Origin of the sequence: Arthrobacter sp. 9AX, from assembly GCF_902506095.1 — a bacterium.
In the GTDB taxonomy this organism is placed as follows: Bacteria; Actinomycetota; Actinomycetes; order Actinomycetales; family Micrococcaceae; genus Arthrobacter.
Genome location: NZ_LR733293.1, coordinates 1929270 through 1955941 on the forward strand (window position 1 = coordinate 1929270; position 26672 = coordinate 1955941).

19 protein-coding genes and 3 pseudogenes are annotated in these 26672 nt (G+C 66.5%); 9 read left to right on the top strand and 13 right to left on the bottom strand.

Translation table 11 applies throughout. The features are described 5' to 3' along the window. The first annotated feature begins 126 nt into the window (after positions 1-126). The 4 genes from glnA (BACI348_RS08810) (at position 127) to BACI348_RS08825 (ending at position 5540) form a co-directional block, all read left to right on the top strand. A complete protein-coding gene (gene glnA, locus BACI348_RS08810) occupies positions 127-1467 on the top strand; it encodes a type I glutamate--ammonia ligase (RefSeq protein WP_091421917.1) in 1341 nt (446 codons plus the stop codon). Between the two features lie 9 nt (positions 1468-1476). After that, positions 1477-4488 (top strand): bifunctional [glutamine synthetase] adenylyltransferase/[glutamine synthetase]-adenylyl-L-tyrosine phosphorylase, encoded by a 3012-nt coding sequence (locus BACI348_RS08815; protein ID WP_159825005.1) that lies wholly within the window; start codon positions 1477-1479, stop codon positions 4486-4488. A 69-nt stretch (positions 4489-4557) separates the two neighbouring features. Next, positions 4558-5001, top strand: a complete 444-nt coding sequence (locus tag BACI348_RS08820; RefSeq protein ID WP_159825007.1) for a VOC family protein — start codon at positions 4558-4560, stop codon at positions 4999-5001. Between the two features lie 5 nt (positions 5002-5006). After that, the gene (locus BACI348_RS08825; RefSeq protein WP_159825009.1) at positions 5007-5540 is read left to right on the top strand and encodes a GNAT family N-acetyltransferase; all 534 of its coding nucleotides are present in this window, start codon (positions 5007-5009) and stop codon (positions 5538-5540) included. A gap of 245 nt (positions 5541-5785) precedes the next feature. Here BACI348_RS08825 and glnA (BACI348_RS08830) read toward each other — a convergent pair whose 3' ends face one another. Then, the gene (gene glnA, locus BACI348_RS08830; protein ID WP_159825011.1) at positions 5786-7210 is read right to left on the bottom strand and encodes a type I glutamate--ammonia ligase; all 1425 of its coding nucleotides are present in this window, start codon (positions 7208-7210) and stop codon (positions 5786-5788) included. Positions 7211-7489: 279 nt separating this feature from the next. Between glnA (BACI348_RS08830) and BACI348_RS08835 the strand changes: the two genes are divergently transcribed. Then, complete coding sequence (locus tag BACI348_RS08835; RefSeq protein WP_159825013.1) at positions 7490-7927, top strand: RDD family protein; 438 nt, start codon at positions 7490-7492, stop codon at positions 7925-7927. Positions 7928-7939: 12 nt separating this feature from the next. Here the strand turns inward: BACI348_RS08835 and BACI348_RS08840 are convergent, their stop codons facing one another. The 6 genes and pseudogenes from BACI348_RS08840 to lipB all read right to left on the bottom strand — a co-directional run bounded on the left by BACI348_RS08840 (position 7940) and on the right by lipB (position 11408). After that, entirely contained in the window at positions 7940-8326 is a 387-nt protein-coding gene (locus BACI348_RS08840; protein ID WP_159829950.1) for a DUF3817 domain-containing protein, read from the bottom strand. A gap of 87 nt (positions 8327-8413) precedes the next feature. Continuing rightward, positions 8414-9166, bottom strand: a complete 753-nt coding sequence (locus BACI348_RS08845; RefSeq protein WP_159825015.1) for a DUF4191 domain-containing protein — start codon at positions 9164-9166, stop codon at positions 8414-8416. A 101-nt stretch (positions 9167-9267) separates the two neighbouring features. Further along, positions 9268-9573 (bottom strand): annotated as a pseudogene (locus tag BACI348_RS08850) (lipoyl synthase); the annotation flags it as partial. A 1-nt stretch (position 9574) separates the two neighbouring features. Beyond that, a pseudogene (gene lipA / locus BACI348_RS08855) lies at positions 9575-10515 on the bottom strand (lipoyl synthase); the annotation flags it as partial. A 100-nt stretch (positions 10516-10615) separates the two neighbouring features. Further along, positions 10616-10743, bottom strand: a pseudogene (locus BACI348_RS08860) (lipoyl synthase); the annotation flags it as partial. Continuing rightward, positions 10740-11408, bottom strand: coding sequence for a lipoyl(octanoyl) transferase LipB (gene lipB / locus BACI348_RS08865; RefSeq protein WP_159825020.1), 669 nt, complete (start codon positions 11406-11408; stop codon positions 10740-10742). The gene lipB and the pseudogene BACI348_RS08860, both read right to left, overlap by 4 nt. Before the next feature lie 168 nt (positions 11409-11576). On the opposite strand from lipB, the gene BACI348_RS08870 reads away from it, so the two are divergent. Next, complete coding sequence (locus BACI348_RS08870; RefSeq protein WP_159825022.1) at positions 11577-13220, top strand: serine/threonine protein kinase; 1644 nt, start codon at positions 11577-11579, stop codon at positions 13218-13220. Between the two features lie 28 nt (positions 13221-13248). Here BACI348_RS08870 and BACI348_RS08875 read toward each other — a convergent pair whose 3' ends face one another. After that, entirely contained in the window at positions 13249-14142 is an 894-nt protein-coding gene (locus tag BACI348_RS08875) for a TIGR01777 family oxidoreductase (protein WP_159829952.1), read from the bottom strand. 76 nt (positions 14143-14218) lie between these two features. Here BACI348_RS08875 and BACI348_RS08880 point away from each other — a divergent pair, with 76 nt between their 5' ends. Next, on the top strand, positions 14219-17734 hold the full coding sequence (locus tag BACI348_RS08880) for a S41 family peptidase (RefSeq protein WP_159825024.1): 3516 nt from the start codon (positions 14219-14221) through the stop codon (positions 17732-17734). 113 nt (positions 17735-17847) lie between these two features. On the opposite strand, the gene BACI348_RS08885 is transcribed toward BACI348_RS08880, so the two are convergent. From BACI348_RS08885 to BACI348_RS08905, 5 genes are all read right to left on the bottom strand, one after another. Next, positions 17848-18276 carry an OsmC family protein gene (locus BACI348_RS08885; protein ID WP_159825026.1) on the bottom strand — a complete coding sequence of 143 codons (429 nt, stop codon included), beginning with the start codon at positions 18274-18276 and terminating at the stop codon, positions 17848-17850. 191 nt (positions 18277-18467) lie between these two features. Further along, positions 18468-18818, bottom strand: coding sequence for a hypothetical protein (locus BACI348_RS08890; RefSeq protein ID WP_159825028.1), 351 nt, complete (start codon positions 18816-18818; stop codon positions 18468-18470). Between the two features lie 132 nt (positions 18819-18950). After that, entirely contained in the window at positions 18951-20705 is a 1755-nt protein-coding gene (sucB, locus tag BACI348_RS08895; RefSeq protein WP_159825030.1) for a 2-oxoglutarate dehydrogenase, E2 component, dihydrolipoamide succinyltransferase, read from the bottom strand. Between the two features lie 115 nt (positions 20706-20820). Then, positions 20821-22203 (bottom strand): dihydrolipoyl dehydrogenase, encoded by a 1383-nt coding sequence (lpdA, locus tag BACI348_RS08900; protein ID WP_159825032.1) that lies wholly within the window; start codon positions 22201-22203, stop codon positions 20821-20823. A gap of 263 nt (positions 22204-22466) precedes the next feature. Then, complete coding sequence (locus tag BACI348_RS08905; protein ID WP_159825034.1) at positions 22467-23993, bottom strand: leucyl aminopeptidase; 1527 nt, start codon at positions 23991-23993, stop codon at positions 22467-22469. Between the two features lie 259 nt (positions 23994-24252). On the opposite strand from BACI348_RS08905, the gene BACI348_RS08910 reads away from it, so the two are divergent. Both BACI348_RS08910 and BACI348_RS08915 read left to right on the top strand, forming a co-directional pair. Beyond that, a complete protein-coding gene (locus BACI348_RS08910) occupies positions 24253-25191 on the top strand; it encodes a proteasome assembly chaperone family protein (protein WP_159825036.1) in 939 nt (312 codons plus the stop codon). 89 nt (positions 25192-25280) lie between these two features. Continuing rightward, positions 25281-26627 (top strand): MFS transporter, encoded by a 1347-nt coding sequence (locus BACI348_RS08915; protein ID WP_159825038.1) that lies wholly within the window; start codon positions 25281-25283, stop codon positions 26625-26627. The last annotated feature ends 45 nt before the right edge of the window (positions 26628-26672 follow it).

Consider the following 26672-nt stretch of genomic DNA (forward strand, 5'->3'; position numbering starts at 1 on the left):
CGCTGTGTTACGGGGTCCGCGGGCACCAGCATCACCGCCAATTGCTTAGTACAGTGTTGGTGAACTGCTTTCCGGCTTCCTCCTTGCGGACCGGGGCATGGACGTTTGACCGGAGAAGAGGCCATTATGGACCGCCAGCAAGAGTTTGTCCTGCGCACAATCGAAGAGCGCGACGTACGTTTCGTGCGCCTGTGGTTCACCGACGTCGTGGGTTCGCTCAAGTCAGTGGCACTGGCGCCGGCCGAGGTTGAGGGCGCCTTCGAGGAAGGCCTCGGTTTCGACGGTTCAGCCATCGAGGGCCTCGCCCGTGTCTTCGAATCGGACATGCTGGCACAGCCGGACCCGTCCACGTTCCAGATCCTGCCGTGGCGCGGCGAAACCGAGCAGACCTCCCGCATGTTCTGCGACATCCTCACGCCGGACGGTGAACCGTCGGCCGCGGATCCCCGCAACGTCCTCAAGCGGACCCTCGCCAAGGCCGCTGACATGGGCTTCACCTGCTACACCCACCCCGAAATCGAGTTCTACCTCCTGAAGTCCCAGGAACCCGGCCCGGACGGCGCCCCGGTACCCGTTGATGAGGGCGGCTACTTTGACCACGTTCCCGGCGGCGTGGCCCAGGATTTCCGCCGGACCGCCGTGACCATGCTCGAATCGGTAGGCATCTCCGTGGAGTTCAGCCACCACGAGGCCGGCCCCGGCCAGAACGAAATCGACCTCCGGTACGCCGATGCGCTGCAGACGGCGGACAACATCATGACGTTCCGCACCGTCATCAAGGAAGTGGCGCTGCAGCAGGGGACGTACGCCACGTTTATGCCCAAGCCCTTCACCGCACACCCGGGCTCCGGCATGCACACCCACTTCTCCCTGTTCGAGGGTGACACCAACGCCTTCTACGAAGCCGGGGCCGAGTTCCAGCTGTCCAAGACGGCACGCCAGTTCATTGCCGGCATCCTCAAGCACGCGCCCGAATTCACGGCCGTGACCAACCAGTTCGTGAACTCCTACAAGCGCCTCTGGGGCGGCGGGGAGGCCCCGAGCTACCTCAGCTGGGGGCACAACAACCGCTCGGCCTTGGTCCGCGTACCCCTGTACAAGCCGGGCAAGGGACAGTCCGCACGGATCGAGTACCGCGGCATCGATTCTGCAGCGAACCCCTATCTTGCCTACGCCGTGCTCCTGGGCGCGGGGCTCAAGGGCATCGAAGAGGGCTACGACCTGCCTGCCGCTGCCGAGGATGACGTCTGGTCGCTGAGTTCGGCCGAGCGCCGCGCCATGGGCCACGACCCCCTTCCCGCGAGCCTGCATGACGCCATCCGTTCCATGGAGGATTCAGAGCTGATGCCGCAGATCCTGGGCGAGCAGGTCTTTGAACACTTCCTGCGCAACAAGCGGGCCGAGTGGCAGGACTACCGCCTCCAGGTGACGCCCTACGAGCTGCAGCGCAACCTCGGCATCCTTTAGGGAGCGGTGGTGAGCCTCGCACGGCGCCTGATTTCCGCCGGCTTCAGCGATCTCGATAAGGGCGAGCGGTTCCTCGCCGCCCGCGAGCTCGAAGGTCTGGACGAAGACAGGCTCTTTGCAGGGCTCCAGATGGCTGCCAGCCCCGACACTGCCCTGCAGTCCTTGGTCCGCCTGATCGAAAAGCATCCGGCGTTGCGGGAATTGGCGGGGGCCGACCCCGAGACCAGCGAACCGCTGTACCGTGTCCTGGGAGCATCGGAGGCGCTGGGGGAGTTCCTCATCCGCCATCCCGAGCACCTTGAGGCGTTTGAGGTGCGGCCCAGCCCGGAGCCGCTGCCGGCGGACCCGCAACAACTGCGTGCTGCGCTGCTTCAGTCCGTGGGCGCCGATCCCCGCGCGGCCCGCCCGGTGGCCGCAGCCACCGGCACGGACGCCTACGCCGCGCTCCGGACCGCCTACCGCCGGGGCATCGTGGACCTGGCGGTCAAGGACCTGTGCGCCGCCGATCCCCTCGACTTCATGCCGTCCGTGGGCGGAGAGCTCGCCGACCTGGCGGGCGCGGCCATCGAGGCCGCCCTCGCGGTCTCCCGGGCTGAAGCCGTCGGCCAGTTCAGCGCCGCGGAGGTGGCCGACGTCGGACTTGCCGTAATCGGCATGGGCAAATGTGGCGCCCGCGAGCTGAACTATATTTCCGACGTCGACGTGATCTACGTGGTGGATCCCGGGGGTCTGGACGATGCCCGGGCCGCCACCATCGGCACCGCCCTGGCCAGCGGGATCTCGCGGGCCATCTCATCCGTTGCCCGCGAACCCGGGCTGTGGGAAGTGGACGCGAACCTGCGCCCCGAGGGCAAGTCCGGGCCGCTGGTCCGGACCCTCGCCTCCCACCAGACGTACTACGCGCGGTGGGCTGAGAGCTGGGAGTTCCAGGCGCTGCTGAAGGCCCGCACCATCGCCGGTGACGCAGCCTTGGGCCAACTGTACGAGGAAGCCATCACACCGCTGATCTGGAGCTCAGCCAGCCGTGACGGGTTTGTTGAATCCGTTCAGGCCATGCGCCGCCGCGTTACCGAACACATACCGCCCGCCGAGGAACAGCGGCAGATCAAGCTGGGCCGCGGCGGACTGCGGGATGTCGAATTCACCGTCCAGCTGCTCCAGCTGGTGCACGGCAAATCCGATGAATCGCTGCGCCGGCGGGACACCACGTCCGCGATCGCGGCACTGTCCGCCGGAGGGTACATCGGCCGCGTCGACGCCGCGGAGTTTGATAACGCCTACCGGTACCTGCGGCTCCTGGAACACCGCATCCAGCTCTTCCAGCTGCGCCGGACTCATCTCATGCCGGTGGGCGAACCGGCGCTGCGTGCACTGGCCAAGGCGGTGCTGGGACCGTTCTCCAACGAGCGCCCGCATCCGGACGCCTTGCTGGCCGCCTGGCAGAAAACCAAACGCTCGGTGCGTGAGCTGCACGAACGGATTTTCTACCGTCCCCTGCTCAACACCGCGGCCAAGCTCAGCAGCGAGGACGCGAAGCTGACACCCGAAGCCGCCCAGGGCCGGCTCGCCGCCCTGGGCTACCGGGACCCGAAGGGCGCCATGCGCCACATCGAGGCCCTGACTGCCGGTGTGAGCCGCAGGGCCGCGCTGCAGCGCCAGTTGCTGCCCATCCTGCTGGACTGGCTGGCTGAAGGAGTGGATCCCGATGCCGGACTTCTCGCCTTCCGCCGGGTCAGCGAGGCCCTGGGCACCACGCACTGGTACCTTGGCATGCTGCGGGACTCCAAGGCGGCCGCTGAGCGGCTGTGCCATGTGCTGTCCAACTCGCGGCTGATCGCGGACCTGCTGGAGGTCTCGCCGGAATCGGTGGCGTGGCTCGGCCACGACAAGGACCTGGTGCCGGTCAGCTTCGAGGCACAGTGGCAGGAGATCACCTCCAAGATGTCCCGGCACGCGGATCCGGAAAGTGCCATGCGGCTGATCCGCCTCATCAGGCGGCGCGAGACGCTGCGGATTGCCGTGGCCGACTCCGCCGGACTGCTGGACCAGGACCAGGTGGGCGGAGCGCTGGCGGACACCGACCGGGCAGCTGTTCTGGGCGCACTGAGGGTAGCGGAAGGAATGGTGTCCGCTGACGGGCCGTTGAAGACCGCGGTCCTGGTAGTGGCCATGGGCCGGCAGGGCGGGCGCGAGATAGGCTACGGCTCCGACGCTGACGTGATGTACGTCCACCGGGCGCTGCCGGGCTTCTCCGAGGAAGAGGCTCAGGAACAGGCGTCGCGGATTGTTGCCAAGGTTTCCAGCCTGCTCACCCAGCCGTTGAAACCGGCCATCATGGCCGAACGGGTCCTGCAGGTGGACGCCGACCTGCGTCCCGAGGGCAAAAATGGGGCGATGGTGCGCTCCCTGGACTCCTACGCGGAGTACTACCGGCGCTGGTCCCTCATCTGGGAGGCACAAGCACTGTTGCGGGCCCGGCCCATGGCCGGCGACGACACCCTCGCCACGGACTTCCTCAAACTTATCGATCCAATCCGCTACCCGGAGGCCGTGTCGGACCAGGACGTCCGTGAAATCCGGCGGATCAAGGCCAGGGTGGAGGCCGAACGCCTGCCCCGCGGGGCGGATCCCGCGCGGCACCTTAAGCTGGGACGCGGCGGTCTCAGCGACGTCGAATGGCTGGTCCAGCTGCTCCAGCTTCAGCATGCCGGCAAACACCCTGAGTTGAGGACCACCTCCACCGTCGGTGCCCTTCAGGCCGCGACGCAGCTGGGCCTGCTGGCCGCGGACGATGCCGGGCTCCTGGCAGCGTCCTGGCGGCTGGCCAGCCGGATCAGGTCCGCCAACGTCATCTGGAGCGGCAAAGCCTCGGACCTGCTGCCCTCGTCCCGCCGGGACCTCGAGGCCGTGGCACGCTGGTGCGGCTATGAACCAGGCCATGCGGCTGCCCTGGAGGAGGACTACCTGAGGGTCAGCCGGCGGGCGCGGGGCGTGTTCGAGCGGATCTTCTACGGCCAGTAGCCCGGCGTCCTTCCCGGCGATGCGGGGGACTGGCTGACACTTGTCGGGGCCCGGTGCTAGGTTGACCCCATGGCTAACCAACTCTTCCTTAACCTGCCCGTTCAGAACCTGAAACGCTCAGTCAGCTTCTTCACGGCCTTGGGCTTCACCTTCAACCCTGACTTCACGGACGAGAATGCCACCTGCATGGTGGTGAACGAGAACGCGTACGTGATGCTCCTGGTGGAGGCGTACTTCAAGACTTTCACCTCGAAGGACGTCGCCAGCACCAAGGGATCAGCCGAAGCCATCATCGCCTACTCCGTGGACAGCCGGGACGCGGTGGACGAAGCAGTCAGGACCGCGCTGGCCAACGGCGGCTCACCGTCCCAGGATCCGCAGGACTATGGCTTTATGTACAACCAGAGCTTCCAGGACCCGGACGGGCACCTCTGGGAGGTCTTCTGGATGGATCCGGCCGGGCCGCCCGCAGAGTCCACTCCCGGCGAAGCTTCCGCCGCCCCGCAATCCTGAACGGCGTGCACCCCGCCGTCTGGCTGATTTCACTCCAGGACCTCGACGACGACGCCCGCGCCATCCAGCTGGAGGCAGTAGCAGGACTCGAGCTGCTGCCCGGGCAGGAGAATTTCGTCGGCGATCCGCTGCGCATGGCCCTCGCCGGGCTGGCCGAGGTATCACGGCGTCCGTATGTGATCGAATCCAACGGCGAGGCCGTGGGCATGCTCACACTGCAGGCCGGGGCGGCCCGGCTTGCCGGCTGGCCTGACGATCACTCGGCCTGGCTGCTGCGGGGCTTCCTCATCGACCGGCGGCACCAGGGCAAAGGCTACGGCCCGCTGGGTGCTGCCGCGGCTGTGGCCGCCGCGGAGAAACTCAGCCGCCGGCACCGGACCGCAGAGACCGGCGTCGTCCTCTCCGTCCACGAAACCAACCCGGCGGGGCTGTCCGCCTACCGCCGCGCCGGATTCGAGGACCGGGGCCAGTACCTGGGCGGCTCAGCAGGCCCGCAACAAACCATGTTCAGGGCTTTTGCAGCACCCGGCCGGACGTAACCGCACAGACCTGCGTTGCGCTCGGTCCCGGATTGGCAGATCATGTGGATTGGCGGTGTTCTTCAAACCTTGTTGGGGGGAAGGCTTCCTTAGTCTTCGTCTCGGGGAACATTTGTCAGGGGGTCCGGCTCCCGGTCTCAGCACGTCTGGAGCCGGGCTCCCACCTCGAACCATGCCGGCACACAAAAAGGCGGCCACCGGAGACGTTCCGGTGGCCGCTTTTTTGTGCTCAGGAATGCTTAAGACTAGACGCCGTAGTAGAGCTCGAACTCGTAGGGGTTCGGGCGCAGCGACAGCGGACGGATCTCGTTCTCGTACTTGTACTCAATCCAGGTGTCGATCAGGTCCTGGGTGAAGACGCCGCCGGCCTGCAGGAACTCGTTGTCCTCGGCCAGTGCCTCCAGGGCCTCCTCAAGCGTGCCCGGAGCCTTGGGGATGTCCTTGGCTTCCTCGGCGGGGAGCTCGTAGAGGTCCTTGTCGATCGGTGCCGGCGGCTCGATGCGGTTGCGGATGCCGTCGATGCCGGCCATCAGCTGGGCAGCGAATGCCAGGTACGGGTTGGAGGAGGGGTCCGGTGCGCGGAACTCGATGCGCTTGGCCTTGGGGTTGGTGCCCGTGATGGGGATACGGATACCGGCGGAGCGGTTGCCCTGCGAGTAGACCATGTTGACCGGGGCTTCGAAGCCCTTGACCAGGCGGCGGTAGGAGTTCACCGTCGGGTTGGTGAAGGCCAGGACGGCGTTGGCGTGCTTGAGAAGGCCGCCGATGTACCAGCGGGCAGTGTCGGACAGGCCGGCGTAACCCTTCTCGTCGTAGAACAGCGGCTCGCCGCCGCTCCACAGCGACTGGTGGCAGTGCATGCCGGAGCCGTTGTCACCGAAGACCGGCTTGGGCATAAAGGTTACGGACTTGCCCCAGGCGTCTGCGGTGTTCTTGATGACGTACTTGAACTTCTGCAGGTCATCGGCAGCGTGGGTCAGGGTGGTGAACTTGTAGTTGATCTCGGCCTGTCCGGCGGATCCAACTTCGTGGTGGCTGCGCTCGACCTCGAGGCCGGCTTCGTCCAATGCCACGCACATGGCGTCGCGGAGGTCGGCCTGCTTGTCAGTGGGGGAGACCGGGAAGTAACCGCCCTTGACGGGGGTCTTGTAGCCGAGGTTTCCGCCCTCTTCCTCGCGGCCGGTGTTCCAGTGTGCTTCCTCGGAGTCGATCTTGTAGAAGCTGCCCTGCGGGGAGGACTGGTACTGCACGTTGTCGAACACGAAGAACTCTGCTTCGGGAGCGAAGAATGCGGTGTCGGCGATGCCCGTGGAGGCGAGGTAGGCTTCGGCCTTCTCGGCCACGCCGCGGGGGTCGCGGTGGTAGGGGTCGCCAGTGCGGGGGTTGACGATGGAGAAGTTCAGCGCGAGGGTCTTTTCCATGCGGAAGGTGTCCAGGAACGCGGTGGTGACGTCCGGGATCAGCTGCATGTCGGACTCGGCGATGCCCTGGAAGCCACGGATGGAGGATCCGTCGAAGAGCTGGCCGTTGATGAAGAAGTCGGCGTCAACGCTCTTCGCCGGGACGTTAAAGTGCTGCTGGACACCCGGGAGGTCGGTGAAGCGGATATCGACGAACTTAATATCTTCGTCCTTGATGAACTTGAGGACTTCGTCCGCAGTCTTGAACATCTATGCTCCTAACGCATATGTAAATATCTGGCGTGGCAGCCATCTGATCCAGCGCAATCCGAAGGCAGGGAGACCATCAGGTTTCCCTGCTAGATGTGTACCCTGCCGGGGGATTCGCTTGAAACTGCTAACAGCCTATGGATGGGGCATTTCCCGTCCATGTCCGTATTGTTTCGGGCAGGTTACAGAATGCCCTGTTATTGCAACGCTATCTGCCGTCCACACTGTGGTCTAACCGCATCCACACTGTGGGCGGACCGGCCCGGGTAAACTTGGACGGTGGTAGATCGCAAAGACCTCGGTTCCTGGCTTACCGGCCCCGACACTTCAGGCATTTCCAAATATCCGGGTGAGCGGCTGGGGCTGCCGGAGTCCGGGCCCGGTTCCATGGCCCGGGCCGGCCGCCGGATTGTCGCGATCATGATCGACTGGGGCATCGCTCTGCTGATCAGCAACTTCGCCTTCGCGGGCGATGCGTGGGCAACCCTGGCGATCTTCGCCGTCGAGCAGACCCTCCTGATCGGCACCCTCGGCTACAGCATCGGGCACCGCGCCGTGGGCATCCATGTGGTGCGGGCCGGAGGCGGAGCGCCCGGACCGCTGGCCGCGCTGGTGAGGTCGGTCCTCCTGTGCCTGCTGGTTCCCGCCGTCATTTTCGATCCAGACCACCGCGGCCTGCATGACAAGGCGATGAACACGCTGCTCCTGCGCCGGTAGGACTCCCCGGGGTCAGAGCCTGCTGGCTTCCCGGACTGCTGCGGGCTCAGCCGAGGCGGCAGACAGATGCCCCCGTTTGCCGGCCCAGCGTTCGAACCAGAGCGTGGCAAAGGGGAACACCGCGGAAATCCCGGCGAACAGAGCCACCACAAACGGCCAGCGCTGGAGACGCCAGAGCACCAGCGCGGTGATCCCGTAGCCAACAAACAATGCTCCGTGGATGGGACCCGCCACCTGGACGCCGATTTCTGTGGTGCCGGCAATCCACTTGAAGTACATGCCCACCAGGAGCGCGGCCCAGCTGAACGCCTCTGCCACGGCCAGAACCCGGAAGACGCGGAGCGCCGGTTTTTGGAGGGGTGCGCCTGTGCGGCCCGGTGCCGCCTGGTCCTGTTCCAGCTTGTCCTCTTTCACGATTGTCCTGTCCTCCTGGGCGCAATAAAAAGCCCCGGCACCGGCGGGCGGCCGGGTACCGGGGCGTGTGGCTTAACGTCCGCGGTTGGGGCGGGCCTTGTAGGGGTCGATGCCCTTGGGAATGGGCAGCTTGTTGCCCAGCGAAGCGATCCGCTTGGACACCGCGTTGACCTCAAGCTTGGTCAGCTCGTTCTTCAGCTTGCCCATTTTCTTGGCCACCTGGCTGATGGGCACCTGGCCCTCGCCGCGTCCGCTTTCGATGACGTGGACGGTGACGTTGGGCAGGATGCGGGCCAGGCGCTTGCGTTCTGCGTCCAGCAGCGGCTTCACGCGGTGGGTGGGTCCTTCGCTGACCAGCACGACGCCGGGACGGCCGATGGCGCGGAACACGGCGTCCTGCGTGCGCGGGTTCACGGCGACGGGCTGGTCCTCGGTGATCCAGCCGCGGCGGAGTGTCCCCAGGGCAGCGCCGGAGGCGCCGGGCTGGTTTTCGATCTGGGCGAAGGCGGCACGCTCGGCGCGGCGCGACAAGATCAGCGTGGCGCCCAGCAGGCCCAGCGGAATGCCGATGATCAGGCCCGTGATCCAGTTCTCCAGCCAGAAGCCCACCAGGAAGCTCACAGCCACAACACCCAGGAAGACCAGCAGCATCAGCCACGGGACCATGGGGTCATGGCGGCGGGTCATGTTGAAGACCTCGCCGATCTGCTTGAGCCGGCTGGGCTTCTTGACCTTTGCTTCCTTGGGCTTGCGGGAGAAGAGGCCACGCTTCGGCTCGCCGGAAGCAGCCGGAGTGGAGTTGCTGGAATCAGGGGATTTCGCCATAGTGCCTCAATTCTACGTGACCAAAGGCCAAGGGCCGGCACCGGAGTTCACCGGTGCCGGCCCTTGGGGACCCGCCGTTTTGGCGTCGGGGAGGGTTTGCGTCAGGAATGCGCTGCGAGCAGTGAGCTGGCTTCCTGGCGGGTGGTGCCGGAGTCCTGGATGCCGTCGGCGATGTGGGCGAGTTCGGCGGGGATGTCGCGGCCCTTCTTGCGCATCGCGGTGGCCCAGAGCCGGCCGGCCCGGTAGGAGGACCGCACCAGCGGGCCACTCATGACGCCGAGGAAGCCGATCTCGTTGGCTTCTTCCTGCAGGTCCAAGAATTCCTGCGGCTTGACCCACCGGTCCACCGGCAGGTGCCGCTCGGACGGGCGCAGGTACTGGGTGATGGTGATCAGGTCGCAGCCGGCNAGTTCGGCGGGGATGTCGCGGCCCTTCTTGCGCATCGCGGTGGCCCAGAGCCGGCCGGCCCGGTAGGAGGACCGCACCAGCGGGCCACTCATGACGCCGAGGAAGCCGATCTCGTTGGCTTCTTCCTGCAGGTCCACGAATTCCTGCGGCTTGACCCACCGGTCCACCGGCAGGTGCCGCTCGGACGGGCGCAGGTACTGGGTGATGGTGATCAGGTCGCAGCCGGCCTCGTGCAGGTCCCGGAGGGCTTCACTGATTTCTTCCCGGGTTTCGCCCATGCCCAGGATCAGGTTGGACTTGGTCACCATGCCCAGGTTCCGGCCCTGCGTGATCACATCCAGGGACCGCTCGTACCGGAACGCCGGCCGGATCCGCTTGAAAATCCTTGGCACGGTCTCCACGTTGTGCGCGAACACCTCCGGCTTCGAGTCGCAGATCGCGGCAATGTGTTCGGGTTTGCCGGAGAAGTCCGGGATCAGCAGCTCCACCCCGGTGCCCGGGTTCAGCTCGTGGATCTTCCGGACCGTCTCGGCATACAGCCACACGCCCTCGTCCGCGAGGTCGTCCCGGGCCACGCCGGTGACCGTGGCGTAGCGCAGCTGCATGGACTGCACGGAGCGGGCCACCTTGGTGGGTTCAAACATGTCCACCGGGGACGGTTTTCCAGTATCGATCTGGCAGAAATCACACCGGCGCGTGCACTCGGACCCGCCGATCAGGAACGTCGCTTCCTTGTCCTCCCAGCACTCAAAGATGTTGGGACAGCCGGCCTCCTCACACACCGTGTGCAGGCCCTCTTTCTTGACCAGGTTCTTGAGCTGGACGAACTCCGGGCCCATCTGGACCTTGGCCTTGATCCATTCCGGCTTGCGCTCCACCGGGACAGCGGAGTTGCGCTGTTCAACGCGCAAAAGCTTCCGGCCTTCAGGTGCCAATGTCATGTCAGTTCTTCTTTCAGCATTCAACGACGTTGACGGCGAGGCCGCCCATGGCCGTTTCCTTGTATTTGGAGCTCATGTCCTTGCCGGTTTCGCGCATGGNTTGAGCTGGACGAACTCCGGGCCCATCTGGACCTTGGCCTTGATCCATTCCGGCTTGCGCTCCACCGGGACAGCGGAGTTGCGCTGTTCAACGCGCAAAAGCTTCCGGCCTTCAGGTGCCAATGTCACAGTAGAGCTCCTTCGGGGGTAGCGACCAGGGCGTCTTCATTCTTGCGCAGTTCTTCGGTGATCCGGGAAACGAGGTCTGCCGGGGTGACGTCATAACCGGTTTCCTGGGCGATGGTGGTCACGCCTGCGTCGGTGATGCCGCAGGCGATGATTTGCGCATAGGGGGTGAGATCGTTGTTGCAGTTGATGGCGAAGCCGTGCATGGTAACGCCTTCGTGGACCCGGATGCCGATGGCGGCGATCTTCCTGTCCGGGCCTTTTTGGTCAGCCGCGATCCAGACGCCGGCGCGGCCCTTGATGCGGACTGCCTGGATCCCGTAGTCGGCGAGGACGGCGATGATCACGGACTCGAGGCGTTCCACATAGTCGCGGATGCCGGCGCGGTTTTTCAGCTTGATGATGGGGTAACCCACCAACTGGCCGGGACCGTGCCAGGTGAGTTTGCCGCCGCGGTCCACCGGGACAACCGGGGTGCCGTCGAAAGGCCGCTCGTGGTCCTCAGTCCGCTTGCCGGCCGTGTACACCGGGGCATGTTCCAGGAGAAGGACAGTGCTGGGGGCCTTGCCGGCGACGACGTTGTCATGGAGTTCGCTCTGAATGGCCCAACCGCGGGTGTAGTCCACAAAGTCCGGAGCAAGACCCAGCTGTGAAAACTCAAGAGTCATGGCATCCAGCTTAGACCTTGGGCGGCTGGCCACCCGGTTTAGTGCTGAAGCTCACCCTTCGCTGTGAGCCCGGACTCGTAAGCCGGGAAGGCCGTCGGAAGAGGCCCCGCACCGTGTGCCTGTGGATAACTTCTGCACGGAATTCCGGATTCGGCTAGACATAAGGGCATGGAAGAATTGCAGCGCCCGAGGGTTCCCGGTTATACCGTGGGGCGGTTGCTCGGCCATGGTGGGAGTTCCACGGTTTGGCTGGCCGTGGAGGAACGGACCGGCCGGGAATTTGCCCTAAAGTGCTTCCGCCGCGCCGCCCGCAGGGCAGTCCGCCGTGAGGCGGTGACCCAAGAGGACATCCGGCGCGAAATCCGGATCCTGTCCGTCCTGGACCATCCTCACCTGATCAGGGCCCACAATGCCGTGACGGTGGAAGACGGCACTGACGGCGGCACGGGCCTGATCATGGATTATGCGCCGGCCGGTTCGCTCGGCGGGCTGGTGGCGGCGCGGGGACAGCTGAGCGTCGGGGAGTCCGTGACGGTTCTGACGCCCATTGCGCAGGTTCTCGGGTACCTGCACGGCCAGGGTTTCACCCACTCGGATGTCTCCCCGGGCAACGTCCTTTTCACCAGCCACGGGAAGCCGATGCTCTCCGATGTTGGCATGGCCCGGATGCTTGGCGACCCTGCGGCCGCCCCGGGACGTGGTACCCCAGGATTTACGGACCCGGCACCGGTGGACGCTGTCAGGGTTGGCCTGCAACCGGAACGCGACGTCTATGCCCTTGCCGCCCTCGGCTGGTTCTGCCTTACCGGCACCCCTCCGCCGCGCACCGCCGACCGTCCCCCGCTGACCCTGCTGGTACCGGAGGTTCCGAGGGAGCTCGTCGCTGCCCTGGAGTCCGGGTTGAACGAGGACCGGCGGCTCCGGCCCACAGCACCGGCGTTTGCAACCGCGGTGTACAGGAGCGCCCCGCCGCTGCCCCTTGACCTCGCACCCGCAGTCCATCCCACCGTCCTCCCGGAGCTGGTGACGCGCCTGCACGCGCCTGCGGACCCCGGTGGACTGCACGAAAAGGTGCAGTCCCTCCACAGGCGCCTAACGACGTCGAAATGGTCGCGCTTGTTCACCGTCCCGCAGAAGTTGCCGTTTCCGACGTCGGGCCCGGCCTTGCCGGTGGCGGTCCACGGAAAAGGCAGGCACGCCCAGAGGGAACACGGCCGGAAGGCGCGGCGGGGCGTCTTTGCCGCCGCTGCAGTTGCCATAGCCGCTGCGGGCTGGTGGTTCACCGGCCCGGGGGTCACGGCGGCAGGACCGGTTACTCCGGCCGCCGGCCACGGGCCTTCCACCGCACCCGCCGTCCCGGAAACGCTGCCTGCTGGAACGCAGGAGCAGGCAGACCCGGCGGACGCCGCCAGGCAGCAGGCAGGATCACCGGATCCCGCCGCGGCGGTCCAGGGCCTGTCATCGCTGAGATCCCTGGCCTTCGGTTCGGGCAGGTTCGATCTGCTCGATGAGGTGAACCATGCCGGCTCCGCGGCCGCCGCAGCAGATCAGCGGATCCGTGAACCCCTGCAGGCATCCGGCCACACCCTTGCCGGGTTCATGGGCACCCTGTCGCAGGTGCAGGCCGAGGAGGGCGGAACGGCAACGCGCGCGGTGCTGGCCCTGACGTCGGCCGCGTCGGCGTACGAGGAGAAGGACGCCCAGGGGGCCGTTGTGGCAGCAGGCGACGCAGGTGCGGAGCAACGGCTCCGCATAGTGCTGGTGTCCGTTGACGGCAAGTGGCGGGTCAGCGAAATCCTTCCAGGATCCTGACCCTTCCGGCAGCCGGATCCGATGGCCCTTACTGCTTCCCGACCACCCACTGCACGGCCCTTGCACGCGTCGGATGCTGCCAGGTGAAGCCGGCAGACAGGAGACGGGCCGGTTCCATACGTTGGCTGGCGAGCACCAGCTCCTCGGCGAGATCGCGCATAAGGAGCCGCAGCACGGGAGCCGGAACCCGCAGGGCGGCGGGCCGGTGCAGGGCATGGGCGAGGGCGGCGACGAGGCCGTTGACATCGGTTTGTTCAGGCGCGCAGAGGTTGACCGGCCCGCTGAGGTCTGATTCCAGCAAAAAGAGGAACGCCGCGGAAACATCCGGCAGGCTGATCCAGGGCCAGTACTGGCGGCCGTTCCCCAAGGGCCCGCCGACGCCGAGCCGGATCAGCGGAAGGAGCCTGCCGAGGGCGCCGCCGGAACGGCTGAGCACCACACCCGTGCGCGGAGTCACCACCCGTACACCCGGGGGAGCGGTGGCAGCTGCAACTTCCCATTCGGCACAGATCCGCGCCAGTGTTCCTGCTCCCTGCGGGGCATTCTCCCTAAGCACGGTGTTGCCGGCGTCGCCGTAGTAGTGGGACCCGGACTGGCTGATGAACGCAGGCGGCGGGGAATCCAGCCGGCGCATGGCGTTGGTAAGGGTCCGGGTGGAATCCAGCCGTGAGGCGAGGAGCACCTCAACCCGTTTGCGCGTCCACGGCCGGTCCCCGATGCCTGCTCCGGACAGGTTGACGACGGCGTCCGCACCGGCCAGTGCCTGCGGGTCCAGTTCTCCGGCCGCCGGGTCCCACCGGACCTCGGCCGCGGAGGAAGGCGCGCGCCTGACCAGCGGAACCACCTGGTGCCCGGCAGCACGGAAGGTTGCTGACATATGGGTTCCGATCAGCCCGGAGGCTCCGGCGATGACTATGCGCATGGTGTCCATCACACCACGCCAGCCACGGTCCCGGCACCTCCACCAGGGCCTCATGGGGGTTGACTATGATCGAACGATGACCTCTTCCAGCTACTTCCGTTACCCGCACCTGCACGGCGATCTGGTCACCTTCGTGGCCGAAGACGACGTATGGATTGCGCCCTTGGGCGGCGGCCGCGCATGGCGTGTCTCCTCACTCCAGCTGCCCGCCCGCAACCCCCGTTTCACGCCGGACGGACAGCGGCTCGTGTGGACAGTGGTGCAGGGAACGGCGCCGGAAGTGGTGTCCGCGGCGGTGGACGGCGGAGATTACCGGCAGCTGACGTACTTTGGCCACGGCACCACCAGGGTCAAAGGCTTCACGGCCAAAGGCTCGGTGGTGGTCACCAGTGCGTTCCGGCAGGCCGAAAGCCGGCATACCCACGCCTACAGCGTCCCGCTCGACGGCGGCTCGGCCGAGGAACTGCCGTTCGGCCCGGTGGAGTCGGTGGCTTTCGGCCCCGAAGTGGGCGATGAGCGGCCGGTGGTGGTGGGCAGCGTCCTGTCCCGCGAACCTGCGTGGTGGAAGCGCTACCGCGGGGGCACCGCGGGAAAGCTCTGGATCGACAACGACGGCAACGGCGAGTTCGAGCGCCTGCTGCCGGACGTGGACGGCAACCTCGCCGATCCCATGTGGGTGGACGGCCGCATCGCTTTCCTGTCGGACCACGAAGGCTACGGCAACCTCTATTCGGTCCAGCCCAACGGAAAAGACCTGCGGCGCCACACAGACCACGAGGACTTCTATGTGCGCCACGCCAGCACCGACGGCAAGCGGATCATTTTCGAGTCCGCGGGGGAGCTGTGGGTGGTTGCCGGGTTCGGGTCCGAAGCCGTGCGCCTGGACATCACCCTGGGCTCCGCTTCACAGTCGAGGCGGCCGGCACTCCTAAACGCAGCCAAACACCTGGGCGCGGCAGTCCCGGACGCCGCAGGGACCTCCAGCGCCGTGGAAGCCCACGGCACCATCTCCTGGCTCCGGCACAAGGACGGGCCGTCCCGCATCATCGAGGCAACGCCTGGGGTCCGTGCCCGGCTGCCCAGGCCGCTGAACGGCGGGCGGCTGGCCTACGTTGCCGACCACGACGGCGTGGAGGCAGTGTTCATCAGGGACGTCGCTGCACCCGTGCCCGGCACCGCCGCCCCCACCGGATCCGCCGCCACTCCCGCCGGACGCCCGGACGCCGGAACTGCGGCCCCGGCGCCCGGCAACGACCAGGAACACGTGCAGTTGCCGCAGCCGGTACCTGCGGCCGGCGCCGCGGTCCTGGCAGCGCACACTCCGATTCCTGCTGTCCGGGATGACCAGCAGGCAGACGTGGCGCCGGAGGAAACACCCGCAGTGGGTCCCGGCGACGCCACCGGGGAATCCGTGCAGGCAGATGCCCTGCGCATCGGCTTCCCGCAGCCCACCCGGACCAGCGCACTGGAAGCAAGCCCGGACGGCAGCTGGCTCGCCCTGGGCACCTCGTTCGGGGAGGTGTACGCGGCCAATACCCGGACCGGGAAGCTGACGCTGGTGGCAAGCGTCGGCGAAGGTACTGTTTCAGACCTCGCCTGGTCCGCCGACTCCCAGTGGCTTGTATGGTCCGAGCCGGTCACCTCCTTCGGTTCGCGCAGCCGTCTTCGGCTGGCCAAGGTGACGGACCCCGGCACCGGACCAGTGGACGTTACTGACGGCCGGTTCCGGGACACGTCGCCGGCCTTTACCCCGGACGGGAAATTCCTGGCCTTCCTGTCAAACCGCAGCTTTGACCCCGTCTACGACGGGCACTCCTTCGATCTCTCCTTCCCCAGCCCCATCAAGCCGTACCTTGTGGCACTGGCTGCTGACACGCCGTCGCCCTTTGGTCCCTCAGTGGATCCCCACGCCGGGGAGGACACCGCGGCGGAGACGGAGCCCAAGCAGGATGGCCCGGCAGCCCCGGAGGTCACCGTGGATCCGGAGGGCCTGGCCCACCGCGTCATCGGGGTCCCCGTTCCGCAGGGCAACTACACGTCACTGAAGGCGGCCGACGGCGCCCTGCTCTGGCTGGACTGGGCCCTCGCCGGCGTCACAGGCGACGGCAAGGCCAGCCAGGACGAAAAGGATGCACGGCCCAGCCTGACCCGTTTCGACCTCGCCCGCCGGAAGCAGAGCACCCTGGTGGAGGCGCTGGACAGTTTCCGGCTCTCCGGCGACCGGAGCAAGGTGGTGCTGGTTTCCGACAAGAAGGTCACCGTTGTTCCCGCCGACAAAAAGGCGGACGAAGAATCGGGCGACCTGGTCAACGTGGACCTGGGCCGGATCAGGGTGTTGATGGAACCGCTGCGCGTCTGGGGCCAGGCCTTTGACGAGGCCTGGCGGCTGCAGCGCGACTTCTTCTGGGCAGAAGACATGGCCGGGCAGGACTGGGAGTCGATCCACAAGCGCTACCGGCCGCTGGTGGACCGCCTCGGTTCCCACGATGACCTGGTGGACCTTCTGTGGGAGCTCCACGGCGAGCTGGGCACCTCCCATGCCTATGTCCGGCCCGCGGCCGTTACCGAAAACGGCAGCAACGGCCAGGGGCGGCTCGGCGCTGACCTGTCGCTGACGCCGGCAGGCTGGGAGATTACCCACATCCTGGCCGGCGAGTCTTCGGACCCGTTGGCGACGTCACCGCTGACCAGGCCCGGTGTGGGCGCCAAGGCGGGGGACATCCTGCTGGCCATCGACGGGGTTCCGCTGTCCGGGTCCGTCACTCCGGCCATGCAGTTGGTGGGCGCCGCCGGCCGCGCGGTGGAGCTGACACTGCTCAACGGCGCCACACACGGCGATCGGGCGGGCAAGCAGCGGCGGGTCGCCGTCGTTCCCGTGAAGGATGAAGAGCGCCTGCGGTACCAGGAATGGGTGGCCGCGAACCGGCGGACCGTGCGCGAAGCGTCCAACGGTACGTTCGGCTACCTGCACATCCCGGACATGATGGCCAACGGCTGGGCGCAGCTGCACCGTGACCTCGATACTGAGACAGCGCTGGACGGGCTGATTGTGGACGTGCGGCGCAACCGCGGCGGACACACGTCCCAGCTCGTGGCTGAGCTGATCGGCCGCAAGGTCACCGGCTGGAGCATGCCCCGCGGCGAGAAACCCCGGACCTACCCGCACCACGCCCCCCGCGGCCCGGTCATTATCCTCGCCGACGAATTTGCCGGCTCCGACGGCGACATCATCACCCAGGTGTCCAAGCTGCGCGGCATCGGACCCGTCATCGGAACGCGCACCTGGGGCGGTGTGGTGGGCATCGACAACAGGTTCTCCCTCGCCGACGGCACGGGAGTCACCCAGCCGCGGTACGCGAACTGGTTCAGCGGCGGCATCGGCTGGAGCGTGGAGAACTACGGCGTGGATCCCGACATCGAAGTGACCTATCCGCCGCACGCGTACGCCGCCGGGCGGGACCCGCAACTCGAGTACGGCATCGGTGCGCTGAAGGAAATGGTGCAGGAGCTTCCCACGGACCGGCCGCCGGCCCGTGAGGGTTACCGCCGGCTCCGCCCCGCGCCGCTGCCGGCCCGCAGCCAGGGCAACTGACAGCCAAGGCACCTGACAGCCCGGCAACTGACAGGCAGTAAAAACGAAAGGCCCTGACCGGCCGGATCACTCCGGCCAGCCAGGGCCTTTGGTTTAGCTCAGGCGCGGAAGGCCTAGGACTGCAGCGTGGCGTCCAGGGTGATGTCGATGCTGGCCAGGGCACCGGAGACGGGGCAACCCACCTTGGCTTCGGCTGCGATCTTCTGGAACTCGCCCTCGGAGATGCCGGGGACCCGTGCGGACAGGGTCAGGTGGCTGCCGGTGATGCCGGTGCCCGGGACGAAGGTCACGTCAGCCTTGGTGTTGACTTCCTCCGGGGTGTGTCCGGCCTGGGCCAGCGCGTGACTGAAAGCCATGGAGAAGCATGCGGAGTGCGCCGCGGCGATCAGTTCTTCGGGGCTGGTCTTGCCGCCGGACGCCTCGGTACGTGCCTTCCAGGTGACCTCGTAGGTTCCCAGGCCCGAGCTGTCCAGGGTGGTGTTTCCCGAACCCGTCATCAGGTCGCCGTTCCATACCGTGTGCGCGGTGCGTGTTGCTGCCATAACCACTCCTCAAGTCGATTCAAACCGGGGCAGGCCAGTGCCTGGCCCCGCCGTCTCCCATCCTAGGGATTTCCGGGCCACCGCGCACCAGCTGTCCGCCGTCAGAGGATTGTGACCACACCAATAAATAACGACGGCGACGCCCCCTTCGCAGGGGGTGTCGCCGTCGTTGAGGCCTCGGCGGGACGAGGCTACTGCCAGATGGTGGCGATGGCCACGTTCAGCAGCGCCAGGCCCCCCACGCCATGGGCAAGGCCCTTGCTGATCGGCTCGTTGTTCTTGTACTTCCGGCGGCCGATGAATGCCAGCACACCAACGGCCAGGGCGATGGCGAACTTAATGCCCAGCTTGAAGTAGTTGGCGTCGATGTCCAGCGCCGGGATCAGGCCCATCAGGGCGATGCCGGTCAGCAGCTGGAGCATTGCGCCGTCGAACTGGCGGGGGTGGACCGTGGGGTTCTTCATCTGGCCAATCCAGATGCCCACGATCATGGCGGCGCCGACGACGTGCAGGAAAACCACAATGTTATAGACGATGTTCATGGGACCAGTGTAGCCAGAGTTCTACAGCCTGTAGTAGTTCCGGAGGATGTGGTGGTTAAACGCCGACGGCGGCACAGGCCTTGCGCTGGAATCCCACCGCTGCCTGCACCGCCGTCGTGCGTTTGTAGCTTGTTACAGCCCCAGGTCCGCCTCGAAGGCGCCTTCTTCAAGGCGTGCCTTCAGGGTCTGGAGGAACCGGCCGGCGTCCGCGCCGTCCACCAGGCGGTGGTCGTAAGTCAGCGACAGGTACATCATGGAGCGGATGGCGATCGAGTCGTCGCCGTTCTCGTCCGAAACAACCACGGGGCGCTTGACGATGGCGCCGGTGCCCAGGATGCCCACCTGCGGCTGGTTGATGATCGGGGTGTCGAACAGGGCGCCGACCGAACCGATGTTGGTGATGCTGAAAGTACCGCCGGACAGCTCGTCCGGGCCGATCTTGCCGTCGCGGGTGCGGCTTGCGACGTCGGCGATCTTGCCGGCCAGGCCGGCGAGGTTCAGGTTGCCGGCGTCGGAGATGACCGGAACCAGCAGGCCCTTGTCGGTGTCAACGGCGATGGCCAGGTGCTCAGCGTTGTGGTACGTGATCTCCTGCTTGTCCTCGTCGTAAGCAGCGTTGAGCTTGGGGTGCTGCTTGAGGGCCTCGGCAACAGCCTTGGCGATGAACGGCAGGAAGGTCAGCTTGGTGCCGTTCTGGGCCTGGAAGGAGTTTTTGGCCTTGAGGCGCAGCTTGGCGATCTTGGTCATGTCGACCTCGTGCACCTGCGTCAGCTGCGTGGAAACCTCGAGGGATTCGCGCATCCGGCGGGCGATGACCTGGCGGATGCGCGGCGCCTTCTGTGTGGTTCCGCGCAGTGAGGAAACAGCGGCGTTGGATGCTGCCGGGGCCGACGCGGCCGGTGCTGCTGCCGGGGCTGCGGCGGGAGCGGCCTTGGCTTCGGCGGCGGCAATGACGTCCTGCTTGCGGATGCGTCCACCCACGCCGGTGCCCGAGAGCGAGGCGATGTCCACACCGTGCTGGTTGGCAAGCTTGCGGACCAGGGGAGTGACGTAGCCGGACTCGGAGCCGCCGGCTGCGGGAGCTGCCTCGGCAGGTGCTGCGGCCGGGGCGGGCGCTGCTGCCGGTGCCGGGGCGGACGCGGGTGCTGCCGCCGGTGCCGGAGCGGCCTGCGGGGCAGGCGCTTCAGCCTTGGGAGCTTCCTCGGCTTTGGGTGCTTCCTGGGCAGGTGCGTCGGTGGAGGGTGCCTCTGCCGGGGCGGCAGCCGCGCCGGAGCCGATGACCGCCAGGACAGACCCGACCTCTGCGGTTTCGTCTTCGTTGACGCGGATTTCCTGCAGGGTACCGGCAACGGGGGACGGGATCTCGGTGTCCACCTTGTCCGTGGAAACTTCCAGGAGCGGCTCGTCCACCTCAACGGAATCGCCGACGGCCTTCAGCCAGCGGGTCACGGTGCCTTCGGTGACGCTTTCGCCGAGGGCCGGCAGGGTGACCTCGTGGCCCTCGCCGCCGCCGGCGGCGGGAGCCGCGGGTGCTTCCCGGGAAGGTGCAGGCTGCGCGGGTGCTTCCTGGGCCGGAGCTTCCTCAGCCGGGGCAGCGGGTGCTTCCTGCGCAGGGGCTTCTTCGGCCGGTGCCGCGGAGCCGCCGCCGGAGCCGTCACCGATGCGGACCAACGGCGCGCCGACCTCGGCGGTCTCGTCCTCGGCAACCAGGATTTCCTCAATCACGCCAGCTACAGGAGAGGGGATTTCAGTGTCTACTTTGTCGGTGGAGACTTCGAGCAGCGGCTCGTCCACCTCTACCCGGTCACCTACCTGCTTGAGCCAGCGGGTGACGGTTCCTTCGGTGACGCTCTCACCGAGGGCGGGCAAGTTAACGGATTCAGACATGTCGTCCCCGTTCTCCTTATTGATCTTTAGTGCGGATGATTGCAGCCTTGTTGGCCAGCCTAGTGCACCCGGCATTCTGTGCCGGGTGCACTAGGCCCTTTGGTACTTGGGGAGACTAGCCGTGAAGGGGCTTGCCCGCGAGGGCAAGGTGGGCTTCGCCCAGGGCCTCGTTCTGTGTGGGGTGGGCGTGCACCAGCTGTGCCACATCCTCGGGGTAGGCTTCCCAGTTCACGATGAGCTGGGCTTCGCCCACCTGCTCGCCCATGCGGGCGCCGATCATGTGGACGCCCACCACGGGGCCGTCCTTTTGGCGGACCAGCTTGACCAGTCCGGAGGTGCCCAGGATGGAGCTTTTGCCGTTGCCGGCCAGGTTGTATTCCTGGGTCTGGACCTGGTCCTCGCCGAACTTCTCCTTGGCTGCCTTTTCGGTGTAGCCGACGGTTGCGATCTCGGGTTCGGAGTAGGTGACCTTGGGGATGTTGATGTCCTCGACGATCACCGGCTTGAGGCCGGCGATTTCCTCGGCCACGAAGATGCCCTGCTGGTAGCCGCGGTGTGCCAGCTGCACGCCCGGGACGATGTCGCCGACGGCGTAGATGTTTCCGACACCGGTGTGCAGGCGCTCGTCGGTGATAACGAAGCCGCGGTCGATGGTGATGCCGGCTTCCTCGTAACCGAGGTTCGCGGTGACGGGGCCGCGGCCGACGGCCACGAGGAGCAGGTCCGCTTCGAAAGTCTTGCCGTCCACCAAGGTGACCTTGACGCCGTCGTTGTTCTGCTCAACGCCCTGGAAGAAGACGCCGGTGGAGAACTTGATGCCGCGCTTCTTGAAGGCACGCTCGAAGTTCTTGACGATGGTGGCGTCCTCGTTGGGAACGAGGGAGGGCAGGCCCTCCACGATGGTGACATCCACGCCGAAGGACTTCCAGACGGAGGCGAACTCGACGCCGATCACGCCGCCGCCGAGGATGATGGCGCTCTTGGGGATGTAGTCCATGGTCAGGGCCTGGTCGGACGTGATGACCTTGCCGCCGATTTCCAGGCCCGGAAGGGTACGGGAGTAGGAACCCGTGGCCAGAATGATGTTCTTGCCCTTGTAGGCGGTGCCGTTCACCACGACGGTGTCGGTGCCCTGGAGCTTGCCCTCACCTTCGATGACGGTGATGCCCTTGGACTTGATGAGGCCCTGGAGGCCCTTGTACTTGCCGGCGATGATGCCGTCCTTGTACGCGTTGACGGCCGTGATGTCGATGCTGTCGAGGGTTACGTTCACGCCGTACTTGGCGGAATCACGGGCATGGTCTGCGAGCTCCGCAGAGTGCAGCAGTGCCTTGGTGGGGATGCAGCCGTTGTGGAGGCAGGTGCCGCCCAGCTTTGCCTTCTCCACGAGGCCGACGGTGAGGCCAAGCTGTACGGCCCGCAGGGCGGCGGCGTACCCACCGCTGCCTCCACCGAGTACCAGGATGTCGAATTCTTGCGCAGTTGCCTGATCGGCCACTTAAACGCTCCCTCGCGTGAACGATGACGCGTTCTCTCGCGCATCATCTGGTCTTGGAACTTGCACTGCCGTGATTATGTCAGCGTGCCTGTTCTCTTGCATTTGTGACTACCGTGGTTCACCTTAGCGAACCACTTATCCATGCTCCACCTTGTCGCCTCGTTTGTGGAGCGCTTGTGTCGAGTGTCACGCGCCCCTGCGGCGAAGGGAACATGTCCCCGCGCCGCAGGGTGCGCTGCCCGCGTAAACGCGGCTGATGGTGTTCAGGCCGCTGCTGCCAGGAGGTCCTCTACATAGGCCACCAGGGTGCGGACGGTGCAGCCCGTTCCCTGCTTGTGCGTGTAGCCATAGGGGCTCCCGTTGTTGAAGGAAGGCCCGGCGATGTCGATGTGGGCCCAGGGGATCTGTTCCCCGTCCTTGCCCTTACCCACGAATTCGCGCAGGAAAACGGCCGCCGTCATCATGCCGCCATGGCGTTCCCCGATATTGGCCAGGTCTGCCACCTGGGAATCGAGGCTGGCGCGCAGTTCTTCGGGGAGGGGCATGGGCCAGACGAGTTCGCCCGCACGGTCCGCTGCGGCCTTCAGGGCACCGGTGACGCTGTCCGAGCCCATCACGCCTGCGGTGCGGTTGCCCAGGGCGATCAGCTGCGCACCGGTCAGCGTTGCGACATCGATGATGGCGTCGGGGAACTCGCGGCTTGCGGCCACGATGCCGTCGGCCATCACCAGCCGGCCCTCGGCGTCGGTGTTCAGGACCTCAACGGTCTTGCCGCCGAACATGGTGAGGACGTCCGCAGGGCGGGAGGCCGCACCTGAGGGCATGTTCTCCGCAATGCAAAGCCAGGCGGTCGCCTTCACCGGCAGGCCCAGTCCCGCGAGGGCCAGGACGGTGTTAAGGACGACGGCGGCACCGGCCATATCGCTCTTCATGTCGCCCATGCCCAGGGCGGGCTTGATCGAGATGCCGCCGGTGTCGAAAGTAATGCCTTTGCCGACGAGGGCGATCTTCGACGTTGCCCTCGCGGGGGAATATTCGACCTTCACCAGGCGGGGCTGGCGGGAAGAGCCCTTGCCCACGCCCATGATGCCGCCGAAGCCTTCCTTCTCAAGCCGCTTCTCGTCCCAGACTGTGACTTTGACGGGCAGGCCCTTGGCCAGGTCCCTCGCAGCTTCCGCGAACGTTTCCGGGTAGAGGTGGCTGGGCGGCTGGTTGACCAGCGACCGCGTGGCGTTGACTGCCTTGCCCAGCAGGCCTGCACGCTTCAGCGCGGCATCCACACCGTCAGTACCGGCCAGGTCCGTGAAGATGACGGCATTTTTGACGGGATCCTTGAGGCCGTCCTGCGAGGACCGGAACTCGGTGAACGAATAGGCGCCGAGGGCGGCACCCTCTGCGACTGCCGCCACATCGGCGACGGACGCCGTCGGAAGCGCCAGCACAACAGTTGCGAGGCCGGCCAGCTGGCGGACAGCGGAGCCCGCGGCACGGCGCAGCGCTTCTTCCGTGAGCGGCTTTCCTGCCGATACGCTGCCGGCGCCGGCGAGGACCAGGATTCCGGCGCCCGTTTCCGGAAGGCCGGGGAGGCGGACGATCTGGTCCGCAGCGCCCGTGACGCCCAGTGACTTGAGGGAGTCGGCCAGCGCCTCGGCACTCTTGGCCGTCAGCGGGTTGTCCAGGAGGACCGGACCGTCGGTGCCCTTCCCGACGCCGATGACCACTGCGTCACTGGGGCTCTTCTTCAGGTCCCTGGTGAGGGTACTAAGGTTGATTTCAGTATTCTTGACCACAGGGATCAGTCCTCAATTCTCGAGAGATGTTCGGGCAGGGATGCATGTTCGGCGCTCTGCCAAGGATGCCCGGATTGCCGTCGTTCGGGACGCAGCCCGGGTGTCTGCAAGCCCGTCCGGCAGGCCAGTTCCGATCGTAGCCCGTCCCCGCCTGAGCCGGTGAATTTCCTGAGACATGCGCCACACCGGCGGCTGGAATGAGCGGCTGTCCTGCGGCGTTGTAGAGGATATCCACCCGCACCTATGAAAGGAACATGCCGTGCTTGAACGGTTCTCCGGCTCCCTGCTGGATCCCGACGCGCTTTATGCAAGCAACATTGAGCTGTTCCACAGCCCGGAGCTCAAGGGGCTGAACCTGGTGATGGGCTTCACCGGCTTCGCCGACGCCGGGTACGTGGTGAAGCAGATCAATGCCGAACTGCTGGACTCGCTGGACGCCCAGCCCGTCGCAGTCTTTGACGCCGACCAGCTGATTGATTACCGCTCCCGCAGGCCGCACCTGACCTTCGTCGAGGACCACCTGCAGGACTACCAGGAACCCCGCCTCGCCCTCTACCGGCTCGTGGACGGCCTGGGCAACCCCTTCCTGCTGCTGGCCGGCTTCGAACCGGACCTGCAATGGGAACGGTTCGCCCGCGCAGTGGTGGGCATCGTGGAGAAACTCGACGTTAACCTGGTCACCTGGATCCACTCCATCCCCATGCCCGTTCCGCACACCCGCCCGGTGGGCGTCACCGTGCATGGCAACCGGCCGGAGCTGATCGAGGGCATCTCGGTGTGGAAGCCCACCGTGGAGGTGCCCGCCGCCGTGGGCCACATCCTGGAACTTCGCCTCGTGGAGGCGGGCCGGAACGTGGCCGGTTACGTGATCCACGTTCCGCACTATCTGGCCGAGGCCGAGTACCCCACGGCCGCCGTGGCAGGCCTGGAATACCTGGGCGCCGCCACCTCGCTGATGCTTCCCTCGGACCGGCTCCGCGAAGCCGGCCGCGAGGTCAGCCGCCAGATTGCCGAGCAGATCGACGCCTCCGAAGAAGTCCAGCAGGTGGTCTCGCGGCTTGAGTCCCGGTACGACGAAAAGGCCGAAGGCACCGTCCGCCGCTCGCTCCTCGCGGACGAGAATGACGAGCTGCCCAACGCCGATGTCCTCGGCGCTGCCGTGGAGGCCTATCTCGCCCGTGAGAACCCCGGCCAGTAGGAGCACTGTCCGCTGAAAACTGCCGCACCCCGGACAGCGTGGAACGCGCTGCTGCCGGGGCGCGCACGGGGGCCGGGCATAATAAAGAAGTGACTGCACCCCGAGCCTGGCTGATCTGGACCATTGGAATCTTCGGGTACCTGGTGGCAGTTTCCCAGCGCACCTCATTCGGGGTGGTGGGGCTGGAAGCCACGGAACGCTTCCACGCCAGCGCATCGGCCATCTCGTTCTTCACGGTCCTCCAGCTCCTCGTGTACGCCGGGCTGCAGATCCCGGTGGGGCTGCTGGTGGACCGGTTCGGCTCCCGCGCCATGATCGCCGGCGGCGCCGTGCTGATGGGACTCGGACAGCTCCAGCTGGCCTTTGCCGACAGCATTCCCGGCGGTGTGGCCGGCCGGGTCCTCGTCGGCGCCGGCGACGCCATGACCTTTATTTCGGTGATCCGCCTGATCCCGCTCTGGTTTGCGCCTGCCCGGGTGCCGCTGGTGACGCAGTTGACCGGTATGTCCGGCCAGTTGGGGCAGCTGTTCAGCGTCCTGCCGTTCGCGTTCGTCCTCCACACTGCCGGCTGGACCCCGGCGTTCCTGATGCTGGCCGGGATGTCGGGACTCGCCGTCGTCCTGGTCATTCTGCTCCTGCAGGATGTGCCGCCGGGTACAGAAAGGCCGCAGGCGCAGCAGGGACTGAAGGCCACCGGCGCCTCGCTGGCCCGCGCCTGGCGCCAGCCGGGGACGCGGCTGGGCCTGTGGAGCCATTTCACCATTCAGTTCAGCGGAACTGTTTTTGCCATGACGTGGGGCTATCCGTTCCTGATTTCCGGCCAGGGCCTTGCTGCCGGAACCGTGGCCGCCCTGATGGCGCTGTACGTGGCGGCCGCCATGGCGGTGGGGCCCTTCATCGGGCGCTTTGTTTCCCGGCACCCGCTGCGGCGCTCCACCATGGTCCTCCTGATTGCTGGCGCCACCGCCGGTGCCTGGGCAGCGGTCCTGCTGACGCCGGGGCGTTCGCCGCTGTGGCTTCTGGCCGGCCTGGTGGTGGTGCTTGCCATCGGCGGTCCCGGTTCGATGATCGGCTTTGACTTTGCGCGCACTTTCAACCCGGCACACCGGATCGGCGCGGCCACCGGAATTGTGAACGTGGGCGGATTCATCGCCGCGCTGGTGGCCATTTTCCTCATCGGCCTGGTCCTGGACGTGTTGTACGCCAGCGGGTACTCGAACGGCGAACTGTACGGGCTGGACCCGTTCCGGATCGCCATGAGCGTCCAGTTTGTGCTGCTGGGCATCGGCGCGGTGGCCATGCTGGTGTGCCGGCGGAAGGTGCGCCGGCAGATGGCGGCGCAGGGTGTTGTGGTGCCGCCCCTTCGCAGCGCCCTGGCCCGCCAGCGCCGGGAAAACCTGGCCCGCCGCAGCAGGGCAGCCGCTTCGGACGACTGACCGGTCTGCCTTCCCGGCAGCGGCTGACTAATCCTGCACAGGCTG